We start from the raw sequence: 17,930 nt of genomic DNA, 5'->3' as shown, positions 1-17,930 counted from the left end.
CGAAGGTTTTACAGCAGAACGGTAAAACCTTCGTTTTTATTTGCGTACAGAATATGCGAATGGTACAATACAATTGTTCAAAGGAGCGTGGCTGTTGTGCAAAATGTATACGGACGCCTGGAAATTCCCGGGAAATCTTTGATACATTTGCCTGCAGCAAATAAAAAACAAATGGAGGGAAGCAACATGAAAAAGAGAATCTCACAGTTGGCGGCACTGTCTCTGGCAGGTGTCATGGTAGTAGGGTTGGCGGCCTGCGGCAGCGGAAGCAAAGGCGGCGGATCTGCAGCGAAGGAAGGCGGATCTTCCGGCGACACGATTACCGTAGGTTTCGTATATCCGAAGACAGGCGCCCTGGCAGCCTTCGGTGCCCATTCGGAAGACTGGACCAAATACGCCATTGACGTAGCCAACAAGAAGGGCATTAAGGTAGACGGCAAAGATGTGAAATTACAGCTGGTGGCTGCGGATTCAGAATCCAGTGCGACAAAGGCTTCTGAGGCAGCAAACAACCTGATCAATGCCAAGAAAGTGGATATCATGATCACATCCAAGACGGCAGATACCACCGTACCTGTTGCGGCAGCCTGCGAACGTGCCGGCGTGGTATGTCTGTCCGTAGATACACCGGATGAAGCATGGGCAACCTCAGATTACAAATATGCGTTCCACGCAGGATTCAATACCAAGAACGAGCTGTCCGCATTCAAGGATGCCTGGGATCTTGGCGATACCAATAAGAAGGTAGCCGTTATGCACGCAACCGATACAGAAGGTCAGACCATGATCAACGCGTTCTCGGATTTCGCTAAATCCAATGGCTACACCGCTTATGACCCGGGCGCTTATACTTCCGGCGCAACGGATTACTCTTCCATCATCAGCAACATCAAGAGCCAGAAATGTGAAGTAGTTGCCGGCGTTATGCTTACCTCTGACTACGGTACATTCTTTAAACAGCTGAAATCTTCCGGCTATATGCCGAAAGTAATTACCGTAGCAAAGGCTACCCTGTTCAAGGCCGATGTGGACTCCATCGGAGCAAACGGATTGGCAAGCGGCCTGTGCTCCGAAGTATGGTGGAGAGATGATTATCCTTACAAATCTTCTCTGGACGGCATGAACTGCAAGGATCTGGGCAAGAAATACATCGAAGTAACCGGTGATTCCTATGCAGTGCCGACCGCAGGTTATGACTACGCCAATATTGAGATCCTTGCCGCTGTCATCAACAAAGCCGGTTCCATGGATAAAGACAAACTGGCAGCCGCAGCCGCTGATCTTGATCTGGATACCGTAATCGGCAAGATCAAATACAATGACAAGCACTATTCCGTACAGGCTCTGACCACAGGACAGTGGATCTACAAAGACGGTAAATGGACACAGAACATTATCGCCAACAGCCAGATCCCGGATGCAAAGACAACTGCTGATATCCAGCTTCTGAAATAATACAGAAAGCGGCAGTGATACCATCGGCAGAATGGTTCCGCAAGGCAGACTGCCAATGGCGTTGACACAAAGAGAGATACAAGAAATGCCGCTGTGACCCCCTCGGTGTCTGAAGTACCGGGCACCGGGGCGGCAGCGGCCTTTTTTACGCTTTTCAGGGAGGTATCATATTGAGTGCAATCTTATCAGCCAGCGGGCTGGGAATCTCATTCGGAAGCAACCACGTACTGAAGGATATCAACTTCGAGCTGGGTGAGAATGAGGTGCTTGGTGTAATCGGCCCGAATGGTGCAGGCAAAACAGTACTGCTGAACATCCTCACCGGACTGCTGAAACCCACCAAAGGACAGGTGGTCTTTAACGGCAAACCCATCGGTGATGAGGGTGTGACGCAGCGGTGCCGGGATGGCATCGGACGTACATTCCAGGTTCCGAGACCCTTTGAACAGATGACCGTATTTGAGAATATCATGGTCGGCGGCGTATTCGGCGCGGGAATGTCAGAATCACAGGCAAAACAGAAAGCAATCGAAGTATCGAAAATCATAAAGTTAGATGACAAACTGGATTTGTTCGCAGGCAAACTGGCCCTGCTGGACCGGAAACGTCTGGAAATCGGCCGGGCCCTTGCGACAGAACCAAAAGTGCTGCTTCTGGATGAAGTAGGCGGCGGCCTGACAGAATCGGAAGTAGGACTGATCATCAATCTGGTAAAGGAGATCAAACAGCGGGGCGTAAGCGTGATCTGGATCGAGCATATCATCCGCACGATGCTGGAAGGAACCGACCGGGTGATGCTGCTGGCAGACGGCGTGGATGTCATCACCGGCAAACCGCTGGATGTCATGAATTCTCCGGAAGTAAAACGCGTATACATGGGAGGTGGAGACGACGATGAGTAAGCTGTTGGAAGTAAATAATATCGACGTGTTCTATGGTGACTTCCATGCGATCAAAGATGTAAGCATTCATGTGGAACCCGGCCAGATCGTATCCCTGATCGGGGCAAACGGCGCAGGCAAATCCACAATCATGAATACCATCTGCGGAATCAATCACCCGAAAAACGGAACCATTGTTTTCGACGGAACAGACATTTCCCATAAAAAAACCAATCAGATCGCCCGCCTGGGGCTGTCCATGTCCCCGGAAGGAAGCCACTGCTTTGAGAAAATGACGGTACAGGACAACCTGCTGATGGGCGCGTATCTGGCCAAAGGCTCTGAACGCAGCAGCCGGCTGGAGCAGGTCTATACCCTGTTTCCGGTTCTGAAAGAAAAGAAAAATCAGACAGCGACCTACCTGTCCGGCGGACAGAGACAGATGCTGGCCATCGGAAGGGGAATTATGACCCAGCCGAAGATCCTGCTGCTGGATGAGATTTCCCTGGGACTTGCACCGGTAGTCATCAATGATATTTATGACAGACTGCAGGAGATCGCGGCAACCGGCCTGACCATGCTGGTGGTGGAGCAGAACGTAAACCGCTCCCTTTCCGTGGCGGATTACGCGTATGTGATCCTGGAAGGCCGTGTGGTGATGCAGGGCAAGACATCGGAACTGAATGTAGATGATGTAAATGACGCATACTTTGGTATGAATGATTTCGCGTCCTGACGGCTGCAGCGGAATGTTTCGCGCAGACAGTTATGAAAATTAAAAAGAAAAGGAGTAGATTCGTATGCTGCAAGTTATCATTACAGGTATCCTCCTGGGAGGTCTGTATTCTATGATCGGTGTCGGCATGTCTCTGGTATTCGGTATCATGGGGCTGACCAACCTGGCCCATGGTGATCTGATGATCCTGGGTACATACATTACACTTGTTATTACGCGGGCAGCGGGCCTCCCGCTGGTTCTGGCAACCATTATTTCCGTCATCGTTATGTGCGTGCTGGGATTCGTGATTCAGCAGTTCCTGGTGAACCAGGTTATGGATAAAGGAGAGGCGCCGGCGCTGCTGGTAACCTTCGGCCTGTCCATCTTCCTGTCCAACCTGATGCTGAAGATTTTTTCAGCGGACAACCAGTCCATCAACAATGCGCTGACTTCAAAGAACGTGATTACCACAGAGTATCTGACGGTATCCGCCAGCTATCTGATGGCATTTATCATTGCCTGTGTAATCATCATCGGTCTGTCGCTGTTTATGAAGTATACCAATTACGGACGTGCGATCCGTGCCACATCAGATGACACGATGGCAGCCGAGCTGATGGGTGTAAACACCAAACTGGCATTCGCGGTAGCTATGGTAATCTGCATGGGCATCACGGCAGTCGCAGGCACGCTGGTAGGCTCTACCTTTACATTCTATCCCTCCTCCGGTACACAGTACCTGATCATCGCCTTCGGTGTGGTAGTTATCGGCGGTATGGGAAGTCTCTTCGGTACGCTGGTTGGCGGTATTATCCTTGGTGTGGCACAGCTGGTAGGCGGCCATATCTTCGGATCCGGCGTTCAGATGCTGGTGGCTTATATCGTGCTTCTGGTCATCCTCGCAACCCGTCCAAACGGTCTGTTTGCAGCTTCTGCAGTACGTAAATAAGGAGGGGTGAAAATGAAAGCAAAAAGCCATTCGAAATCCAGTCTGATTATACTGGTCATTGTTCTGCTGCTGCTGTTTGTCGCAGTGCCGGTAACGGGCAATGCAAAACTGATTGATGTACTGACACTGATCTGTCTGTATCTGGCCATGAGTCAGATGTGGAATCTGCTGGGCGGTTACGCCGGCATGCTGTCCCTTGGTATGCAGGCATTTATCGGTATCGGCGGATACAGTCTGACCATCCTGTCCGTGAAATATACCATGAATGTGTACCTGTCCATCATTATCGGCGCGGTGATCTGCGGACTGTTTGCCCTGGCGGTGTCACCGGCAGTCTTTAAAATGAGCGGTGTGTATTTTGCCATCGGTACCTGGATTGTAGCGGAAGCGCTGACGATCTTCTTCTCAAACTGGAAGTTTGTGGGATATGCCCAGGACTGGTCCATCGGATCCGTATTCCTGATGTCCCCCACCGTGCTGTATCTGACGGCTCTGGTGGTGGCGGTGCTGGCCACCCTGGTGGTATACGGCCTGCTTCGTTCCAAGACAGGACTTGCGCTGATGGCTATGCGTGACAGCACATCCGCGGCAGAGGTTATGGGTGTAGAGCTGTACAAAACCAAGCTGAAATGCTACGTCATCGCCTGCACCATGATGGGACTGATCGGCGGCGCTCAGTATATGAAGACCGCTTACATCAATCCGTCCACAGGATTTTCCATCAACTGGACCATTGCCATGACCTTCGCGGTAATTATCGGCGGACTGGGATACATGGAGGGCCCCATCATCGGATCGATTCTCTATGTTATCATCACCCAGATCATGTATAACTATCCGGGTATGTCCAATATCGTGCTTGGTATCATTGCCATTGTAGTTATTATGGCAGCTCCTCAGGGAATCATGGGATTCATCTACGAGCACACCGGGTTCCTGCTTCTGTCGCCCAGACGAAGTATCCCGGACTTTGAGCCTTCCGCTCCGGCAAAGGGGGAGGCATCCAAATAAAGCCCTCCAATCACAGATATCAATCAGGTGATTGACATACAATTCCTTGCAGAAAGCCCCCGGGATTTTCCCGGGGGCTTTCTGTACAGGTATGCGGCAGCAGGAAAATCAGGTGCTTTCCTGCAGATATGCGGCAGCAGAGAAATCAGGCAGCTTCTCTGCAGATATGCAGCAGCGAGATTCAGTTTGATTCCCTTTCTCTGACGGAATCACCGGTATCCGCAGGATCCGGGGCTTCCATCAGAAAATCGTCATCCGGAAAAACAGGCTCGGCGATGGGGGCGGCGCTGCGTTTGGCGTCCCGCAGACCATGGAAGATCGCCAGAAGATCCTGGTCGATCTGTGTCAGGCTTTCCGCGGGGATATTGTAGTGAAGGAACAGATCTTCTGTCCGGCGGCGCGCTTCCGTCAGTTTGGTCATAATGGCCAGAAACTCAGGAAAATTGCTGCTTTTGTAAGCGCGCTGAAACATTTTCAGATCTTTGCGCAGCATCGCCAGAAGCTGGTCGGTGGTTTCGCATGTGCCGATCAGCAGGGGATACGGAGAGATCCGCTGCAGATAGAATGGCTCATCTTCCTTCATTTCGTATTTATATTTGATTCGTATATTTTCGGACAGCTGAAAGGTGGCGACATTTACATTGGCGCTTTTTGTTTTGACGGAAATGGCTCCCAGCTGACGCACCACCGTATTGACAAGATCATCGGATATGGGGTTTATCGTATATTTCATGGTTGTATTCCTCCCTGTTATTATAAACTATAGGACAATTGGCCGGGATCCGCAAGGAGAACCGGCAGCAGACCCTCCGGGCCTGCCGCCGCGGTTCTGCCTTCCGGCAGAAATCAGCTTAAATGACCGAATTTTAAAAGCAGGAATCCGGTGGCAATGAGGATCGTGATCAGCATGACGGGCATTCCGACTTTGGTATAGCGCGAGAAGGAGATGGGATAGCCGTTTTTGCCGGCGATACCGCTTAAGACCACATTTGCGGAAGCTCCGATCTGGGTACCGTTGCCGCCCAGACAAGCGCCCAGGGAGATTGCCCACCACAGAGGGGTAATGTTCATTCCCTGATGTCCGAGGGCGAGAACCAGCGGAATCAGTGTGGCGATAAACGGCACATTGTTCAGAATTGCGGAAATCAGCGCGGAAGCCCACAGAAGAATCAGCATGGTGGCTACCAGATGACCGCCGGATACTTTCATGATCAGGCTGCCAAGCTGTGAAATGAATCCGGTGGCCTCCAGACCGCCGACACAGACAAAGAGTCCGATGAAAAACAGGATGGTCGGCCATTCCACATCATGAATCGTTTCTTCCACATCCTGCCGGCCGATGAGCAGCATCACCACACCGGCGGTCAGCGCTACAGTACCGCTTTCGATGCCCAGTTTGTCATGGAAGAAAAAGGCAATGATAATCAGAAGGATCATTACTACGCTGATCTTTAAGAGGCGTTTGTCAGAGATGGCTTTGTTTTCATCCAGCTCCATGACTTTCTTAATCGCCTTGGCGTCAGCCTTGAGTTTTTTCTTATAGGCGATCTTCATGGCGAAGATGACTGCGATCAGTCCGATAACGCAGGCAACGCCGGTGTTTTCAATGAAGTCCAGGAAGCTTAAATGGGCAGCGCTGCCGATCATGATATTTGGCGGATCGCCGATCATGGTCATGGTACCGCCGATGTTGGAGGCAAAGATCTGTCCCAGCAGCATGGGGATGGGGTTGATTTTCAGGATTTTGGCAATAATGATTGCCATGGGTCCCACCAGCAGGACCGTAGTCACGTTGTCCAGAAACGCAGAGCAGACTGCGGTGAGAATCATGAAGGCAACCATGATTTTCCAGGGATCGCCTTTTGCCATTTTGGCGCATTTAATGGCTACATATTCAAATAATCCGGAGTGCTTGACTACAGATACGAACATCATCATGCCCACAAGGACACAGATGGTATCAAAGTCCACATAAGAGATTGCCTTTGTGATGGTAAAGATGTGTGTAATCAGAAGCGCGGCAGCGCCGGCCAAAGCCGCGGTCGTCTCATGGACTTTGCCTGAGATGATCAGCGTGATTACAACGATGAAAATCACGAGGGCAATGATTTCCTGAGTCATAGGATCACGTCCTTTCCTTATCGTATAAACGAAGTGTTTTATCAAAATCTTGTTGTATTCTACGCTTGTTATTGCTATAATTCGTGCCAAAAGGCGGGAATAAGTAGACAAAAATTGCGGGAGATGAAGAAGATATGATTCCATTTTTCAGAAAAAAAGGAAGGGGAGTTGAGGTTGTGGCCCGGCATCCGCATCAGGCGCCGCCTCATCTGCACGATTCCCTGGAGTGCTTTCTGGTGGAAAGCGGCTCTTTTGAACTGGCGGTCAGCAGGCAGATTTATCATATGGAAGCAGGAGATTTCGCAATCCTGTTTCCGGGCCAGATCCATTCGTTCCAGAACTTTGAACTGGAGAACGGTTCCGGTATTTTTGTATGGGCATCTCCCTCTTCCCTGCAGCGGTTTCTGCCGATGATACAGGCTTATGAGACCGTCGGCCCGGTGATCCGGGCCCGGGACCTGCATCCGGACATCCGCTACGCAATGAACAGCATGCGGGAGTATCCGCTGAAACAGGAAGATTCCGTTATCGGTCAGGCATTTGTATCGATTATCATCGAGCGCAGCGTGGATTCCCTTGGCCTTCGGAAACGGGGGCAGAATGAGGACAACAGCCTGCTCTGTCAGGTGATTGCGTATGTTCTGGATCATTTTCAGAGCAATCTGTCCCTGGAAAGCATCGGACATGAGCTGGGCGTCAGCCCCTATACCCTGTCCCGGGTATTTTCCAAGGTGATCTGCAAGAATTTCAAACAGTATGTCAATGAGATCCGTCTGGAATACGCGCTGAGCCTGCTGGCCTATACCGATGATTCCGTTACGGATATCTGTATGCGGTCAGGATTCGGCAGCCAGCGGACGTTTAACCGCGCCTTTCAGGAGGTCTATCACCGGTCTCCCAGGGAATACCGGAATCTTCTGAAAGAAAATCAGCCGGAAACAGATCCGTTACCGGAGGATCCTTCCGGGAACCGCACAGACGGTCGGCCGGCGGAAGACCGGCCGGAACCGGAGTGTACAGCCGGAAGATCGGATCAGCCGGGCAATCAACGGCCGGAACCGGAGCGTACAGCCATAAGGACCGGGTCAGCCGGGCAGTAAACGGCGGAACCGGAAAGGAGCGTTCTCAGAATCCTCACACTTTTATCACTTCTGCTCCATATTCCGGTAGTACTTTGTAGGCATTCACCCGATAGATTTCATGATTACAGGAAGGAATTATACATTCCTGTGAGGAAAGGAGATACCTATGAAGTTAAAAAAAGCATTTGCTCTCATCGGATGTACCGCTTTGGTGGGAATACTGGCCGCAGGCTGTGGAACGGCCTCGTCCTCTTCCGGCTCATCCGGAGGCACATCCGCTTCCTCTTCCGGCGAAACTTCTTCAGAGAAGACATCGGATTCTGATACCGTGTATGGAAAAGTCACAAAAGTTGACGGCAGTACCATTACCATCCAGGTGGCGAAACTGAACAAACCGAAAGACGCCCCGAACGGAGCAAAGGAAGGCAGCTTGGACAGCAGTAACAGCTCCGGCAGCGGAAGCAGCTCGGACAGCAGCAGTTCAGATACCGGAAAATCAGGAAAAAACACAGATGGAAAAGCGCCGGGAACGATGGATCCCAGCGACATGGTGACACTGTCGGATGAAACGATGAAAGTGACGGTGGGTGACAGCGTTGATATCAGTGATATTGCCAGGGGCGATTATGTTACGATTACCATGGACGGCGATGATGTAAAATCGGTAAAAGAAGGGATTCAGATGGAAAAACCATCGGGAAAAGCACCGACTGCCCCTGACAGCGGAAACAGTTCCGGCAGCGGAAGCAGCTCCGGCAGTGGGAGCAGTTCGGGCAGCAGCTCAGACAGCAGCGGTTCATAATGCGACAGTTCTGGCGGCCGGAAGATTTCGAAGGTAAATAAAATAATAACGAAGGGCATGGGAAAAATCATTTTTCCCATGCCCTTTATTTTTGGGGGCTGTGATTTCTCACAGCCCCTGTCTATGATCCGGGAAGGAATCGGCACAGCGGCTGATTACTCTTCGATGCTGTAGTTCGGTGCTTCTTTCGTAATGTGAATGTCATGAGGATGAGATTCACGAAGCGCAGCCGCGGAGATCTTGACGAAGTGGCTGGTCTTTGTCAGAGTAGGAATATCTTTGGCTCCGCAGTAGCCCATACCGGAACGGATACCGCCGATCATCTGGAAGATGGTATCTTCCACACTGCCTTTGGCAGCGACACGGCCTTCGACGCCTTCCGGAACCAGCTTGCGGGCGTCTTCCTGGAAATACCGGTCTTTGGAGCCGTTTTCCATGGCAGCCAGGGAACCCATACCGCGGTATACTTTGTATTTCCGTCCCTGATACAGTTCGAATTCGCCGGGAGCCTCGTCGCAGCCTGCGAAGAGGGAACCCATCATGCATACGCTGGCGCCTGCTGCCAGGGCTTTGGTCAGATCGCCGGAGTATTTGATGCCGCCGTCCGCGATGATCGGGATATCGTATTTTTTGGCTACGGCGTAGCAGTCCATAATGGCAGAAATCTGCGGCACACCGATACCGGCAACCACACGGGTCGTGCAGATGGAGCCGGGGCCGATGCCGACTTTGACACAGTCAGCGCCTGCCTGGATCAGGGCTTCCGTTGCCTCGCCGGTGGCAACGTTGCCGGCGATAATCTGAAGATCCGGATATTTGTTTTTGATCCGGGATACAGCGTCCAGGATATTCTTGGAATGTCCGTGGGCGGAATCCACGACAATGGCGTCTACATTGGCGCCCACCAGGGCGTCCACACGGTCCATCATATCATGGGTGATGCCTACGCCGGCACCGCAGAGCAGTCTTCCCTGGTCATCCTTGGCGGAAAGGGGATATTTGATCTGTTTTTCGATGTCTTTGATGGTGATCAGGCCCTTTAAGTGGAAGTTTACATCAACGATGGGAAGTTTTTCTTTTCTGGCTTTGGCGAGGATCTTTTTGGCTTCGTCCAGGGTGATGCCTTCCTGCGCGGTGATCAGACCTTCGCTGGTCATGGATTCACTGATTTTTTTGGAGAAGTCGGTTTCGAACTTTAAGTCACGGTTGGTGATGATTCCCACCAGCTTGCCTTCGTTATCAGTAATCGGAACGCCGGATATACGGAATTTGGCCATCAGATCATCTGCGTCCTGCAGGGTATGATCCGCGGAAAGGGAAAAAGGATCGGTAATGACGCCGTTTTCGGAGCGTTTTACTTTGTCCACTTCTTCTGCCTGGGCAGTGATGGACATGTTTTTGTGGATGATGCCGATGCCGCCCTGGCGCGCCATGGCAATTGCCATACGATGCTCCGTAACAGTATCCATACTCGCACTCATCATAGGGATGTTTAATTTGATCTTTTTGGTGAGATAAGTAGAGATGTCTACCATATTTGGTGTCACTTCTGAGTATGCCGGAACTAAAAGAACGTCATCAAAAGTAATTCCCTCGCCAATGATTTTTGCCATGTTATATTCCTCCTAAATTCTCCTGTCAGTCAGTGAAGGACGGCTTTTTATTCTGCCGGAACGATGATTCGTGTCCGGCTGTGTGAATATTCAGGTAAAATCCGTCCGCTTCGTATTACTTCTAGTATACTGTGTTTTTTTATTGAAAACAATTGGAAAAATCGGACAAGCTTTTTTTGCATTTCCTATGAAAATAATGCAATCTTCCAAAAGTCCATGAAGGAGGCACCCTGTCCGCGGCAGGCGGACAGACGGCGGGGAACGGAACTCTTGCGCATGCCGCGGCGGTACGGTAGAATGGGAGAAAAACAAACAGAAAACGAACAGGAGACAGATGTGGAATTTCGACCATGCATTGATATTCACAATGGGAAAGTAAAACAGATCGTAGGCGGCAGTCTGCGGGATGAAGGGGACCGGGCGGCAGAGAATTTTGTCGCGGAGCAGGACAGTGTGTTTTTTGCGGATTTTTACAAAAAAGACGGTATCCGTGGCGGACATGTTATTCTGCTGAATGGAAAGGATTCCGAATATTATGAAGCGACGAAGCAGCAGGCCCTGGCAGCACTCCGGGCTTATCCCGGCGGACTGCAGGCGGGCGGGGGAATCAATCCGGAGAATGCCCGGGAATTCCTGGAGGCAGGCGCCAGCCATGTGATCGTCACTTCCTATGTATTTCATGACGGAACCGTAAATTATGAAAACCTGGAAAAACTGCTGGCAGTCACAGGCAGAGAGCATCTGGTGCTGGATTTAAGCTGCAGGAAAAGAGACGGCGCCTATTATATCGTGACGGACCGCTGGCAGAAGTTTACCAGGGAAAAGGTGACGGCAGAGCTTCTGGACCGGCTGGCAGAATATGCGGATGAATTCCTGATCCACGCGGTGGATGTGGAAGGCAGGGCATCCGGGATCGAAGAAGACCTGGCAGCCATGCTTGGCGCCTGGAACCGGATACCGGTTACCTACGCGGGCGGTGTCGGCAGTTTCCGGGACCTGGCCCGGCTGAAGGAACTGGGACAGAACCATGTCAATGTGACAATTGGCAGCGCCCTGGATCTCTTCGGCGGGAATATGCGTTATGACGAGGTGCTTCGGGCAGTCAGGGAGCCGGTGGTCAGACCGTGAGGCAGGGGAAAGGCCGGGATTGTATAATTGTATACCGGTAGACATTTTCGGTATGCCTTTTTTTCACAGAACAGCTGTGTTAAGATGTGTGGCGTATAAATACGAATAGGACGGAGTAAAGGAGAATCGTATGTTCAAGGTAAATGAAAACTATCTGAAGCTTCCGGGAAGCTATCTGTTCAGTACAATTGCGAAAAAAGTTGCGGAATATCAGGAGGCGCATCCGGAGAAAGAGCTGATCCGCCTGGGAATCGGCGATGTGACACAGCCGCTGGTGCCCGCGATTATCCAGGCACTGCACGGCGCGGTAGATGAGATGGGCAAAGCGGAGACATTCCGGGGATACGCGCCGGATCTCGGCTATGATTTCCTGAGAAGCGCGATCGTGGCCAATGACTATAAAGCCAGAGGCTGTGAAGTATACGAAGACGAAGTATTCGTATCAGACGGCGCCAAGAGCGATTCCGGCAATATTCAGGAACTCTTCAGCGAAGACAGCCGTATCGCGGTATGCGATCCGGTTTATCCGGTTTATGTGGATTCCAACGTAATGGCAGGCAGAACCGGGGTATACAATGCGGAGACCGAGACCTGGAGCAATGTGATTTACATGCCGACCACCAGAGAAAACGGCTTTGTTCCGGAATTCCCGAAGGAAACACCGGACCTGATCTATCTGTGCCTGCCGAACAACCCGACAGGAACCACACTGACCAAAGACCAGCTGCAGGACTGGGTGGATTACGCCAACCGCGTGGGCGCTGTGATTATCTTTGACGCGGCCTATGAGGCTTATATTACAGAAGAAAATGTTCCCCATTCGATCTATGAGTGTGAAGGCGCCAGAACCTGCGCCATCGAGATCCGCAGTTTTTCCAAAAACGCAGGATTTACCGGCGTGCGTCTTGGCTTCACGGTAGTGCCGAAAGACTTAAAATGCGGCGACGCTTCTCTGAATGCTATGTGGGCACGCCGCCACGGGACTAAATTCAACGGAGCGCCGTACATCGTACAGCGTGCCGGCGAGGCTGTCTACACACCGGAAGGAAAGGCACAGATCAGAGAACAGGTGGGCTATTACATGAAGAATGCCGCCACCATCCGCAAAGGTCTGGCAGATGCGGGCTTTGAGGTCTATGGCGGAATCAACGCGCCGTATATCTGGATGAAGACACCGGATCAGATGACTTCCTGGGAGTTCTTCGATTACCTGCTGAATGAGGTAAACATCGTGGGTACACCGGGATCCGGATTCGGCCCCAGCGGAGAAGGATACTTCCGGCTGACCGCGTTTGGTACGTATGAGAATACGCTGGCAGCCCTGGAACGGTTCAAAGCAATGAAATAAATCAACCGTCCGGAATCATGGAACATGATTTCAGACAGCAGAAAACCGGCGGCGCCGGCTTCCAGAAGGAAGCGGCGCCGCCGGTTTTCTGCTGTTTCCGGCTCTGTCCGCATCAGCCGGACAGACTGGATGGACAGACGTACATGCGTCAGGAGTTCTTTTTGCTGAAAGAGGCACGTTTGCGCAGGGTGGGATCCAGGATTTTCTTGCGGATCCGGAGGCTCTGCGGTGTGACTTCCAGCAGCTCGTCGGTGTCGATGAAATCCAGCGCCTGTTCCAGACTCAGGATTTTCGGAGGAGTCAGCGTCAGGGCTTCGTCGGAGCTGGAAGTTCTGGTGTTGGTCAGATGTTTCTTCTTGCAGACATTTAACTCGATATCCTCCTGGCGGGAGCACTGGCCGATGACCATACCGGAGTACACTTTTTCACCCGGTCCGATGAACAGTGTACCGCGGTCCTGGGCGGAGAACAGACCGTAGGTGACGGATTCTCCCGGTTCAAACGCAATCAGGGAACCCTGCTTGCGGTAGGAAATATCGCCGCGGTAGGGGGCGTAACCGTCAAAGATAGTATTGATGATGCCGTTTCCTTTGGTGTCGGTCATGAATTCTCCCCGGTAGCCGATGAGTCCCCGGGAAGGAATCCGGAACTCCAGACGGGTATATCCGCCGGAAATGCTGCCCATGTTCAGAAGCTCGCCTTTGCGCTGGCTGAGTTTTTCGATGACCGCGCCGGTGAATTCATCCGGGACATCCACATACGCCAGCTCCATGGGTTCGGTTTTTTTGCCGTTTTCATCGGTGTGGTAGAGAACTTCTGCTTTGCTGACGGCAAATTCAAATCCTTCCCGCCGCATGTTTTCAATCAGGACAGACAGATGCAGTTCCCCGCGGCCGGATACTTTGAAGCTGTCCGGGCTGTCGGTTTCCTCCACCCGGAGCGAAACATCGGTGTTCAGCTCCCGGAAGAGACGGTCGCGGATATGGCGGGAGGTAATATATTTTCCCTCCTGGCCGGCCAGGGGACTGTCGTTGACGATGAAATTCATGGAAATCGTGGGTTCCGAAATCTTCTGGAAGGGAATAGCCGTCGGGTTTTCCGGATCACAGATGGTATCGCCGATGTGGATATCGGCAATTCCGGAGATTGCCACAATGGATCCGATCCGTGCTTCTTTGACTTCTACCTTATTTAATCCGTCGAATTCATACAGTTTGCTGATGCGGACTTTCTTCTGTTTGTCCGGATCGTGGTGGTTGACCAGGACAGCGTCCTGATTGATCCGGAGGCATCCGTTGTCTACTTTGCCGACGCCGATCCGTCCGACGTATTCATTGTAGTCAATGGTGGAAATCAGCACCTGGGTGCTGGCATCCGGATCACCCTCCGGTGCCGGGATATGGTCAATGATGGTTTCAAAAAGAGGAACCATATCCTTAGGCTCATCTTCCGGACTGCGCATTGCGTAGCCGTTTTTGGCGGAAGCAAACAGGAACGGGCAGTCCAGCTGTTCGTCAGAAGCATCCAGATCCATTAAAAGCTCCAGGACTTCGTCCACGACTTCGGTGGGGCGGGCTTCCGGACGGTCGATTTTGTTGATGCAGACGATAACCGGCAGATCCAGGGCCAGTGCTTTCATCAGTACAAATTTGGTCTGGGGCATGGCGCCTTCGAACGCGTCCACCACCAGGACGACACCGTTGACCATTTTCAGGACACGCTCCACTTCACCGCCGAAATCGGCATGGCCCGGGGTGTCGATGATGTTGATTTTGGTGCCTTTATAAAATACGGCGGTGTTTTTGGAGAGAATGGTGATACCGCGCTCCCGCTCGATATCATTGGAATCCATGACACGCTCCTGTACTTCCTGGTTTTCACGGAACACGCCGGACTGCTTGAGCAGTTCGTCCACCAGGGTGGTTTTGCCGTGGTCGACATGGGCGATGATGGCGATGTTCCTTACATCTTCTCTTTTCTGAATCATATCGTTAACCTTCTTTCCTGACTGCTGAGGAATTGTTGATCAATTGGAATCCAGGCGGCTGCCGGGTCCGGGCCGGAACAGAAAAGCGCTGTGCCTCCCTGACGGAAGTTCCGGACAGACAGTTGCCTAACTGGTTTATTATATCACGCAACTGCAGAAAGGCAATGTTTATTTCCGGTTGCCTTTTTGCGCAAAATGTGATACTTTAGCCGGAGCAGTGAATGCAGGAGAGATATGGGGGGCAGGAACCATGAGCAATATCAGAGCTTATTTCGGCAATGGCAGAGGAAAAACCGCCGCCGCGCTTGGCTATGCCGTGACGCAGGCTGCCAGGGGCGCGTCTGTGATCATCATCGGTTTTCTGAAACAGAGAGATGACGAAGTGTTCGACTATCTGACCCGTCTGGAGCCGGAGATCCGCTGTTTTCGTTTTCAGAAATCAAAGGAACTGTTTGAAGAGCTTCCGCCGGAATGCCGGAACGATGAAGTAATGAATATGAAGAACGGCCTGAATTATGCCAAAAAAGTGCTTCAGATCGGCGAGTGCGACATCCTGATCCTGGATGAAGTGCTGGGACTGGTGGACCATGGAATCATTACGGCGGATGAGCTGCTGGAACTGGCCGGTTCCGGTGAAGAGCACATGCAGGTGATTGTGACGGGGCAGAAGCTGGATGAGGCGTTAAAATCCCGCATCCCCTGTGTCTATGAACTGAAAACCTGCCGGCAGGACGGACAGGATGTGGAATAATCCGGGTTGACAGCCGCGCGGCCTGGTGATATTCTGTACTATATCTTATTAATAGAAACGGATAGAGGTCGCGCGATTCAAGAGTAGGGGAGCGGATGCAGCAGGTGCAGGAGAAGCTCTTCGAAAGGGGAAAGCGCCGAAAGGATAACAGCCTGTCATGGGATTCCTTGGGCACTGGATGAATAATTCAGTGACTGTCATCGAGATCGATGGAGCGCTATCGCAGGATTATGGAAATACCGCCATTTGCAGGCGGTGTCATATTCTGATAGATAGGCACATGGATGTGCCGTTTTTTTTATGTAAATATTTCCGGAGGAGGAGAAAATAATGCCTATTTTTACAGGAGCAGCAGTCGCAATTGTCACACCGATGAAAGACAATTATGAGGTGGACTATGACGGTCTGCAGGAGAACATTGACTACCAGGTGGAGCACGGGTGTGACTGCATCGTCATCGCTGGTACCACCGGCGAGGGCTCCACGTTAAGCGAAGAAGAACACATGAAAGTAGTGAAAGCCGCCGTGGATTTCACCAGACACAGAATTCCCGTTGTGGCAGGAACCGGTTCCAACTGCACCCGGACAGCCATCGAACTGTCCAGACAGGCGGAAGCGGACGGTGTGGACGGTCTGCTGATTGTGACCCCCTATTATAATAAAGCCACACAGAACGGACTGATCCGCCACTATTCGGCGATTGCGGAGGAAGTCAAAACACCGATCATTCTGTATAATGTACCGTCCAGAACCGGATGCAACATCCAGCCGGAGACAGTGGCCGAGCTGGTAAAGAGAAACGACGCGATTGTGGGAATCAAAGACGCCACCGGCAATCTGTCCCAGGCGGCTCAGATGATGAACCTGTGTGACGGCAATCTGGAACTGTATTCCGGCAATGATGACCAGGTGGTTCCGCTGCTTTCCCTGGGCGGCCTCGGCGTGATCTCCGTGCTGTGCAATATCGCGCCTCAGTACACCCATGATATGGTTACCGAATTTCTGCAGGGAAATGTAAAAAAATCCGCGAAAATGCAGCTGGATGCCATCCCGCTGATCAACGCGCTGTTCTGTGAGGTAAATCCGATCCCGGTGAAATCCGCCATGGATCTCATGGGCATGAAGGCAGGCCCGCTGCGGGCGCCCCTGTATGAGCTGTCTGCAGAACACAGAGAACAGTTAAAAACAGAAATGACCAGATTCGGCCTGCTGTAACAGCAGCCCCGATCAAAGAAAATACTTGCCCCCGCATATCCGCGGGGGTAAAATTATATCATAAACCAAGGAGGACGAGGAAAGAATGACTAGAATTATCATGAACGGCTGCAACGGCCATATGGGACAGGTGATTGCCGGACTGTGCCAGGAAGATTCGGATACAGAGATTGTGGCAGGTATTGATATCAGCGGGGAAGCACAGAACGGCTTTCCCGTATTCCGCACCATCGCGGAGTGCGACGCGGAGGCGGACGCGATCATAGACTTTTCCCATGTCAGCTGCATTGACAGCCTGCTGGCATACAGCGCGGAAAAACAGATCCCGGTCGTTGTATGCACGACGGGACTTTCCAAGGAACAGGAAGATCTGGTAACAGAGACTGCCAAAAAGGTGGCCGTGCTGAAATCCGCCAATATGTCACTGGGCGTCAATACGCTGATGGCGCTGTTAAAGACCGCCGCCAGAACACTGGCACCGGCAGGATTTGACATGGAGATTGTGGAAAAGCATCACCACAGAAAGCTGGATGCCCCCAGCGGCACTGCGCTGGCGCTGGCAGCCTCCATGAATGAGGCGCTGGACAATGCCTATGAATACAAACTGGACAGAAGCCGGGAGCGCAAGGCCAGGGATCCCCATGAGATCGGCATTCAGGCTGTGCGCGGCGGCAATATTGTAGGAGAACATGAAGTGATTTTCGCCGGCATGGATGAAGTGATCACCTTTAAGCATACCGCTTATTCCCGGGCTATTTTCGGCAAGGGAGCCATTGAAGCGGCCAAGTTCCTGAAGGGAAAGCCGGCCGGCTACTATGACATGAGCGATGTGATCGCGGCACGTTCCTGACAGCGGAAAAGAGATTATT

Annotated in this window: 16 protein-coding genes and 1 riboswitch; of the genes, 12 read left to right on the top strand and 4 right to left on the bottom strand. The window is 51.8% G+C overall.

Annotation, left to right across the window (positions count from 1 at the left end; all coding sequences use genetic code 11):
• Positions 1-186 precede the first annotated feature (186 nt).
• The 5 genes from CXIVA_RS02850 (at position 187) to CXIVA_RS02830 (ending at position 5,014) form a co-directional block, all read left to right on the top strand.
• Positions 187-1,455 carry an ABC transporter substrate-binding protein gene (locus tag CXIVA_RS02850; RefSeq protein WP_013976517.1) on the top strand — a complete coding sequence of 423 codons (1,269 nt, stop codon included), beginning with the start codon at positions 187-189 and terminating at the stop codon, positions 1,453-1,455.
• Between the two features lie 170 nt (positions 1,456-1,625).
• Positions 1,626-2,357, top strand: a complete 732-nt coding sequence (locus CXIVA_RS02845) for an ATP-binding cassette domain-containing protein (RefSeq protein ID WP_013976516.1) — start codon at positions 1,626-1,628, stop codon at positions 2,355-2,357.
• Positions 2,350-3,072 (top strand): ABC transporter ATP-binding protein, encoded by a 723-nt coding sequence (locus tag CXIVA_RS02840; protein ID WP_013976515.1) that lies wholly within the window; start codon positions 2,350-2,352, stop codon positions 3,070-3,072. Before CXIVA_RS02845 ends, CXIVA_RS02840 begins: the two co-directional genes overlap by 8 nt.
• A gap of 64 nt (positions 3,073-3,136) precedes the next feature.
• Positions 3,137-4,003, top strand: coding sequence for a branched-chain amino acid ABC transporter permease (locus CXIVA_RS02835; protein ID WP_013976514.1), 867 nt, complete (start codon positions 3,137-3,139; stop codon positions 4,001-4,003).
• 12 nt (positions 4,004-4,015) lie between these two features.
• A complete protein-coding gene (locus CXIVA_RS02830; protein WP_013976513.1) occupies positions 4,016-5,014 on the top strand; it encodes a branched-chain amino acid ABC transporter permease in 999 nt (332 codons plus the stop codon).
• 181 nt (positions 5,015-5,195) lie between these two features.
• On the opposite strand, the gene CXIVA_RS02825 is transcribed toward CXIVA_RS02830, so the two are convergent.
• Together CXIVA_RS02825 and CXIVA_RS02820 are read right to left on the bottom strand one after the other, a co-directional pair.
• Positions 5,196-5,747: a hypothetical protein gene (locus tag CXIVA_RS02825; RefSeq protein WP_013976512.1), complete on the bottom strand. Its 552-nt coding sequence runs from the start codon at positions 5,745-5,747 to the stop codon at positions 5,196-5,198.
• Positions 5,748-5,860: 113 nt separating this feature from the next.
• Positions 5,861-7,135: an ArsB/NhaD family transporter gene (locus CXIVA_RS02820; protein ID WP_013976511.1), complete on the bottom strand. Its 1,275-nt coding sequence runs from the start codon at positions 7,133-7,135 to the stop codon at positions 5,861-5,863.
• Positions 7,136-7,269: 134 nt separating this feature from the next.
• Between CXIVA_RS02820 and CXIVA_RS02815 the strand changes: the two genes are divergently transcribed.
• Both CXIVA_RS02815 and CXIVA_RS02810 read left to right on the top strand, forming a co-directional pair.
• Positions 7,270-8,235: an AraC family transcriptional regulator gene (locus tag CXIVA_RS02815; RefSeq protein ID WP_013976510.1), complete on the top strand. Its 966-nt coding sequence runs from the start codon at positions 7,270-7,272 to the stop codon at positions 8,233-8,235.
• 148 nt (positions 8,236-8,383) lie between these two features.
• The gene (locus tag CXIVA_RS02810; protein ID WP_013976509.1) at positions 8,384-9,019 is read left to right on the top strand and encodes a hypothetical protein; all 636 of its coding nucleotides are present in this window, start codon (positions 8,384-8,386) and stop codon (positions 9,017-9,019) included.
• A 155-nt stretch (positions 9,020-9,174) separates the two neighbouring features.
• Here the strand turns inward: CXIVA_RS02810 and guaB are convergent, their stop codons facing one another.
• Positions 9,175-10,632, bottom strand: coding sequence for an IMP dehydrogenase (gene guaB / locus CXIVA_RS02805; protein ID WP_013976508.1), 1,458 nt, complete (start codon positions 10,630-10,632; stop codon positions 9,175-9,177).
• Between the two features lie 336 nt (positions 10,633-10,968).
• Here guaB and hisA point away from each other — a divergent pair, with 336 nt between their 5' ends.
• Both hisA and CXIVA_RS02795 read left to right on the top strand, forming a co-directional pair.
• Complete coding sequence (hisA, locus tag CXIVA_RS02800; RefSeq protein ID WP_041728261.1) at positions 10,969-11,760, top strand: phosphoribosylformimino-5-aminoimidazole carboxamide ribotide isomerase; 792 nt, start codon at positions 10,969-10,971, stop codon at positions 11,758-11,760.
• A 130-nt stretch (positions 11,761-11,890) separates the two neighbouring features.
• Positions 11,891-13,108 carry an LL-diaminopimelate aminotransferase gene (locus CXIVA_RS02795; RefSeq protein ID WP_013976506.1) on the top strand — a complete coding sequence of 406 codons (1,218 nt, stop codon included), beginning with the start codon at positions 11,891-11,893 and terminating at the stop codon, positions 13,106-13,108.
• 148 nt (positions 13,109-13,256) lie between these two features.
• Here CXIVA_RS02795 and typA read toward each other — a convergent pair whose 3' ends face one another.
• On the bottom strand, positions 13,257-15,095 hold the full coding sequence (typA, locus tag CXIVA_RS02790) for a translational GTPase TypA (protein ID WP_013976505.1): 1,839 nt from the start codon (positions 15,093-15,095) through the stop codon (positions 13,257-13,259).
• 250 nt (positions 15,096-15,345) lie between these two features.
• Here typA and CXIVA_RS02785 point away from each other — a divergent pair, with 250 nt between their 5' ends.
• The 3 genes from CXIVA_RS02785 to dapB all read left to right on the top strand — a co-directional run bounded on the left by CXIVA_RS02785 (position 15,346) and on the right by dapB (position 17,911).
• Complete coding sequence (locus tag CXIVA_RS02785) at positions 15,346-15,846, top strand: ATP--corrinoid adenosyltransferase (RefSeq protein ID WP_013976504.1); 501 nt, start codon at positions 15,346-15,348, stop codon at positions 15,844-15,846.
• A gap of 54 nt (positions 15,847-15,900) precedes the next feature.
• A riboswitch (Lysine riboswitch) is annotated at positions 15,901-16,074 on the top strand.
• Positions 16,075-16,176: 102 nt separating this feature from the next.
• Positions 16,177-17,061 (top strand): 4-hydroxy-tetrahydrodipicolinate synthase, encoded by an 885-nt coding sequence (gene dapA, locus CXIVA_RS02780; protein ID WP_013976503.1) that lies wholly within the window; start codon positions 16,177-16,179, stop codon positions 17,059-17,061.
• 85 nt (positions 17,062-17,146) lie between these two features.
• The gene (gene dapB / locus CXIVA_RS02775; protein WP_013976502.1) at positions 17,147-17,911 is read left to right on the top strand and encodes a 4-hydroxy-tetrahydrodipicolinate reductase; all 765 of its coding nucleotides are present in this window, start codon (positions 17,147-17,149) and stop codon (positions 17,909-17,911) included.
• Positions 17,912-17,930 lie beyond the last annotated feature (19 nt).

Source organism: Clostridium sp. SY8519 (assembly GCF_000270305.1).
In the GTDB taxonomy this organism is placed as follows: domain Bacteria; phylum Bacillota; class Clostridia; order Lachnospirales; family Lachnospiraceae; genus SY8519.
Note: the sequence above shows the minus strand (reverse complement) of the source record. Positions and strands in the feature narration are given on the sequence as shown.

Coding starts and splice junctions, on each gene's coding strand:
- CXIVA_RS02820 (WP_013976511.1), bottom strand. CDS start 7,135: ATGACTCAGGAAATCATTGCCCTCGTGATTTTCATCGTTGTAATCACG.
- typA (WP_013976505.1), bottom strand. CDS start 15,095: ATGATTCAGAAAAGAGAAGATGTAAGGAACATCGCCATCATCGCCCAT.
- CXIVA_RS02835 (WP_013976514.1), top strand. CDS start 3,137: ATGCTGCAAGTTATCATTACAGGTATCCTCCTGGGAGGTCTGTATTCT.
- CXIVA_RS02840 (WP_013976515.1), top strand. CDS start 2,350: ATGAGTAAGCTGTTGGAAGTAAATAATATCGACGTGTTCTATGGTGAC.
- CXIVA_RS02795 (WP_013976506.1), top strand. CDS start 11,891: ATGTTCAAGGTAAATGAAAACTATCTGAAGCTTCCGGGAAGCTATCTG.
- dapB (WP_013976502.1), top strand. CDS start 17,147: ATGACTAGAATTATCATGAACGGCTGCAACGGCCATATGGGACAGGTG.
- CXIVA_RS02850 (WP_013976517.1), top strand. CDS start 187: ATGAAAAAGAGAATCTCACAGTTGGCGGCACTGTCTCTGGCAGGTGTC.
- CXIVA_RS02785 (WP_013976504.1), top strand. CDS start 15,346: ATGAGCAATATCAGAGCTTATTTCGGCAATGGCAGAGGAAAAACCGCC.
- CXIVA_RS02830 (WP_013976513.1), top strand. CDS start 4,016: ATGAAAGCAAAAAGCCATTCGAAATCCAGTCTGATTATACTGGTCATT.
- dapA (WP_013976503.1), top strand. CDS start 16,177: ATGCCTATTTTTACAGGAGCAGCAGTCGCAATTGTCACACCGATGAAA.
- guaB (WP_013976508.1), bottom strand. CDS start 10,632: ATGGCAAAAATCATTGGCGAGGGAATTACTTTTGATGACGTTCTTTTA.
- CXIVA_RS02825 (WP_013976512.1), bottom strand. CDS start 5,747: ATGAAATATACGATAAACCCCATATCCGATGATCTTGTCAATACGGTG.
- CXIVA_RS02815 (WP_013976510.1), top strand. CDS start 7,270: ATGATTCCATTTTTCAGAAAAAAAGGAAGGGGAGTTGAGGTTGTGGCC.
- CXIVA_RS02810 (WP_013976509.1), top strand. CDS start 8,384: ATGAAGTTAAAAAAAGCATTTGCTCTCATCGGATGTACCGCTTTGGTG.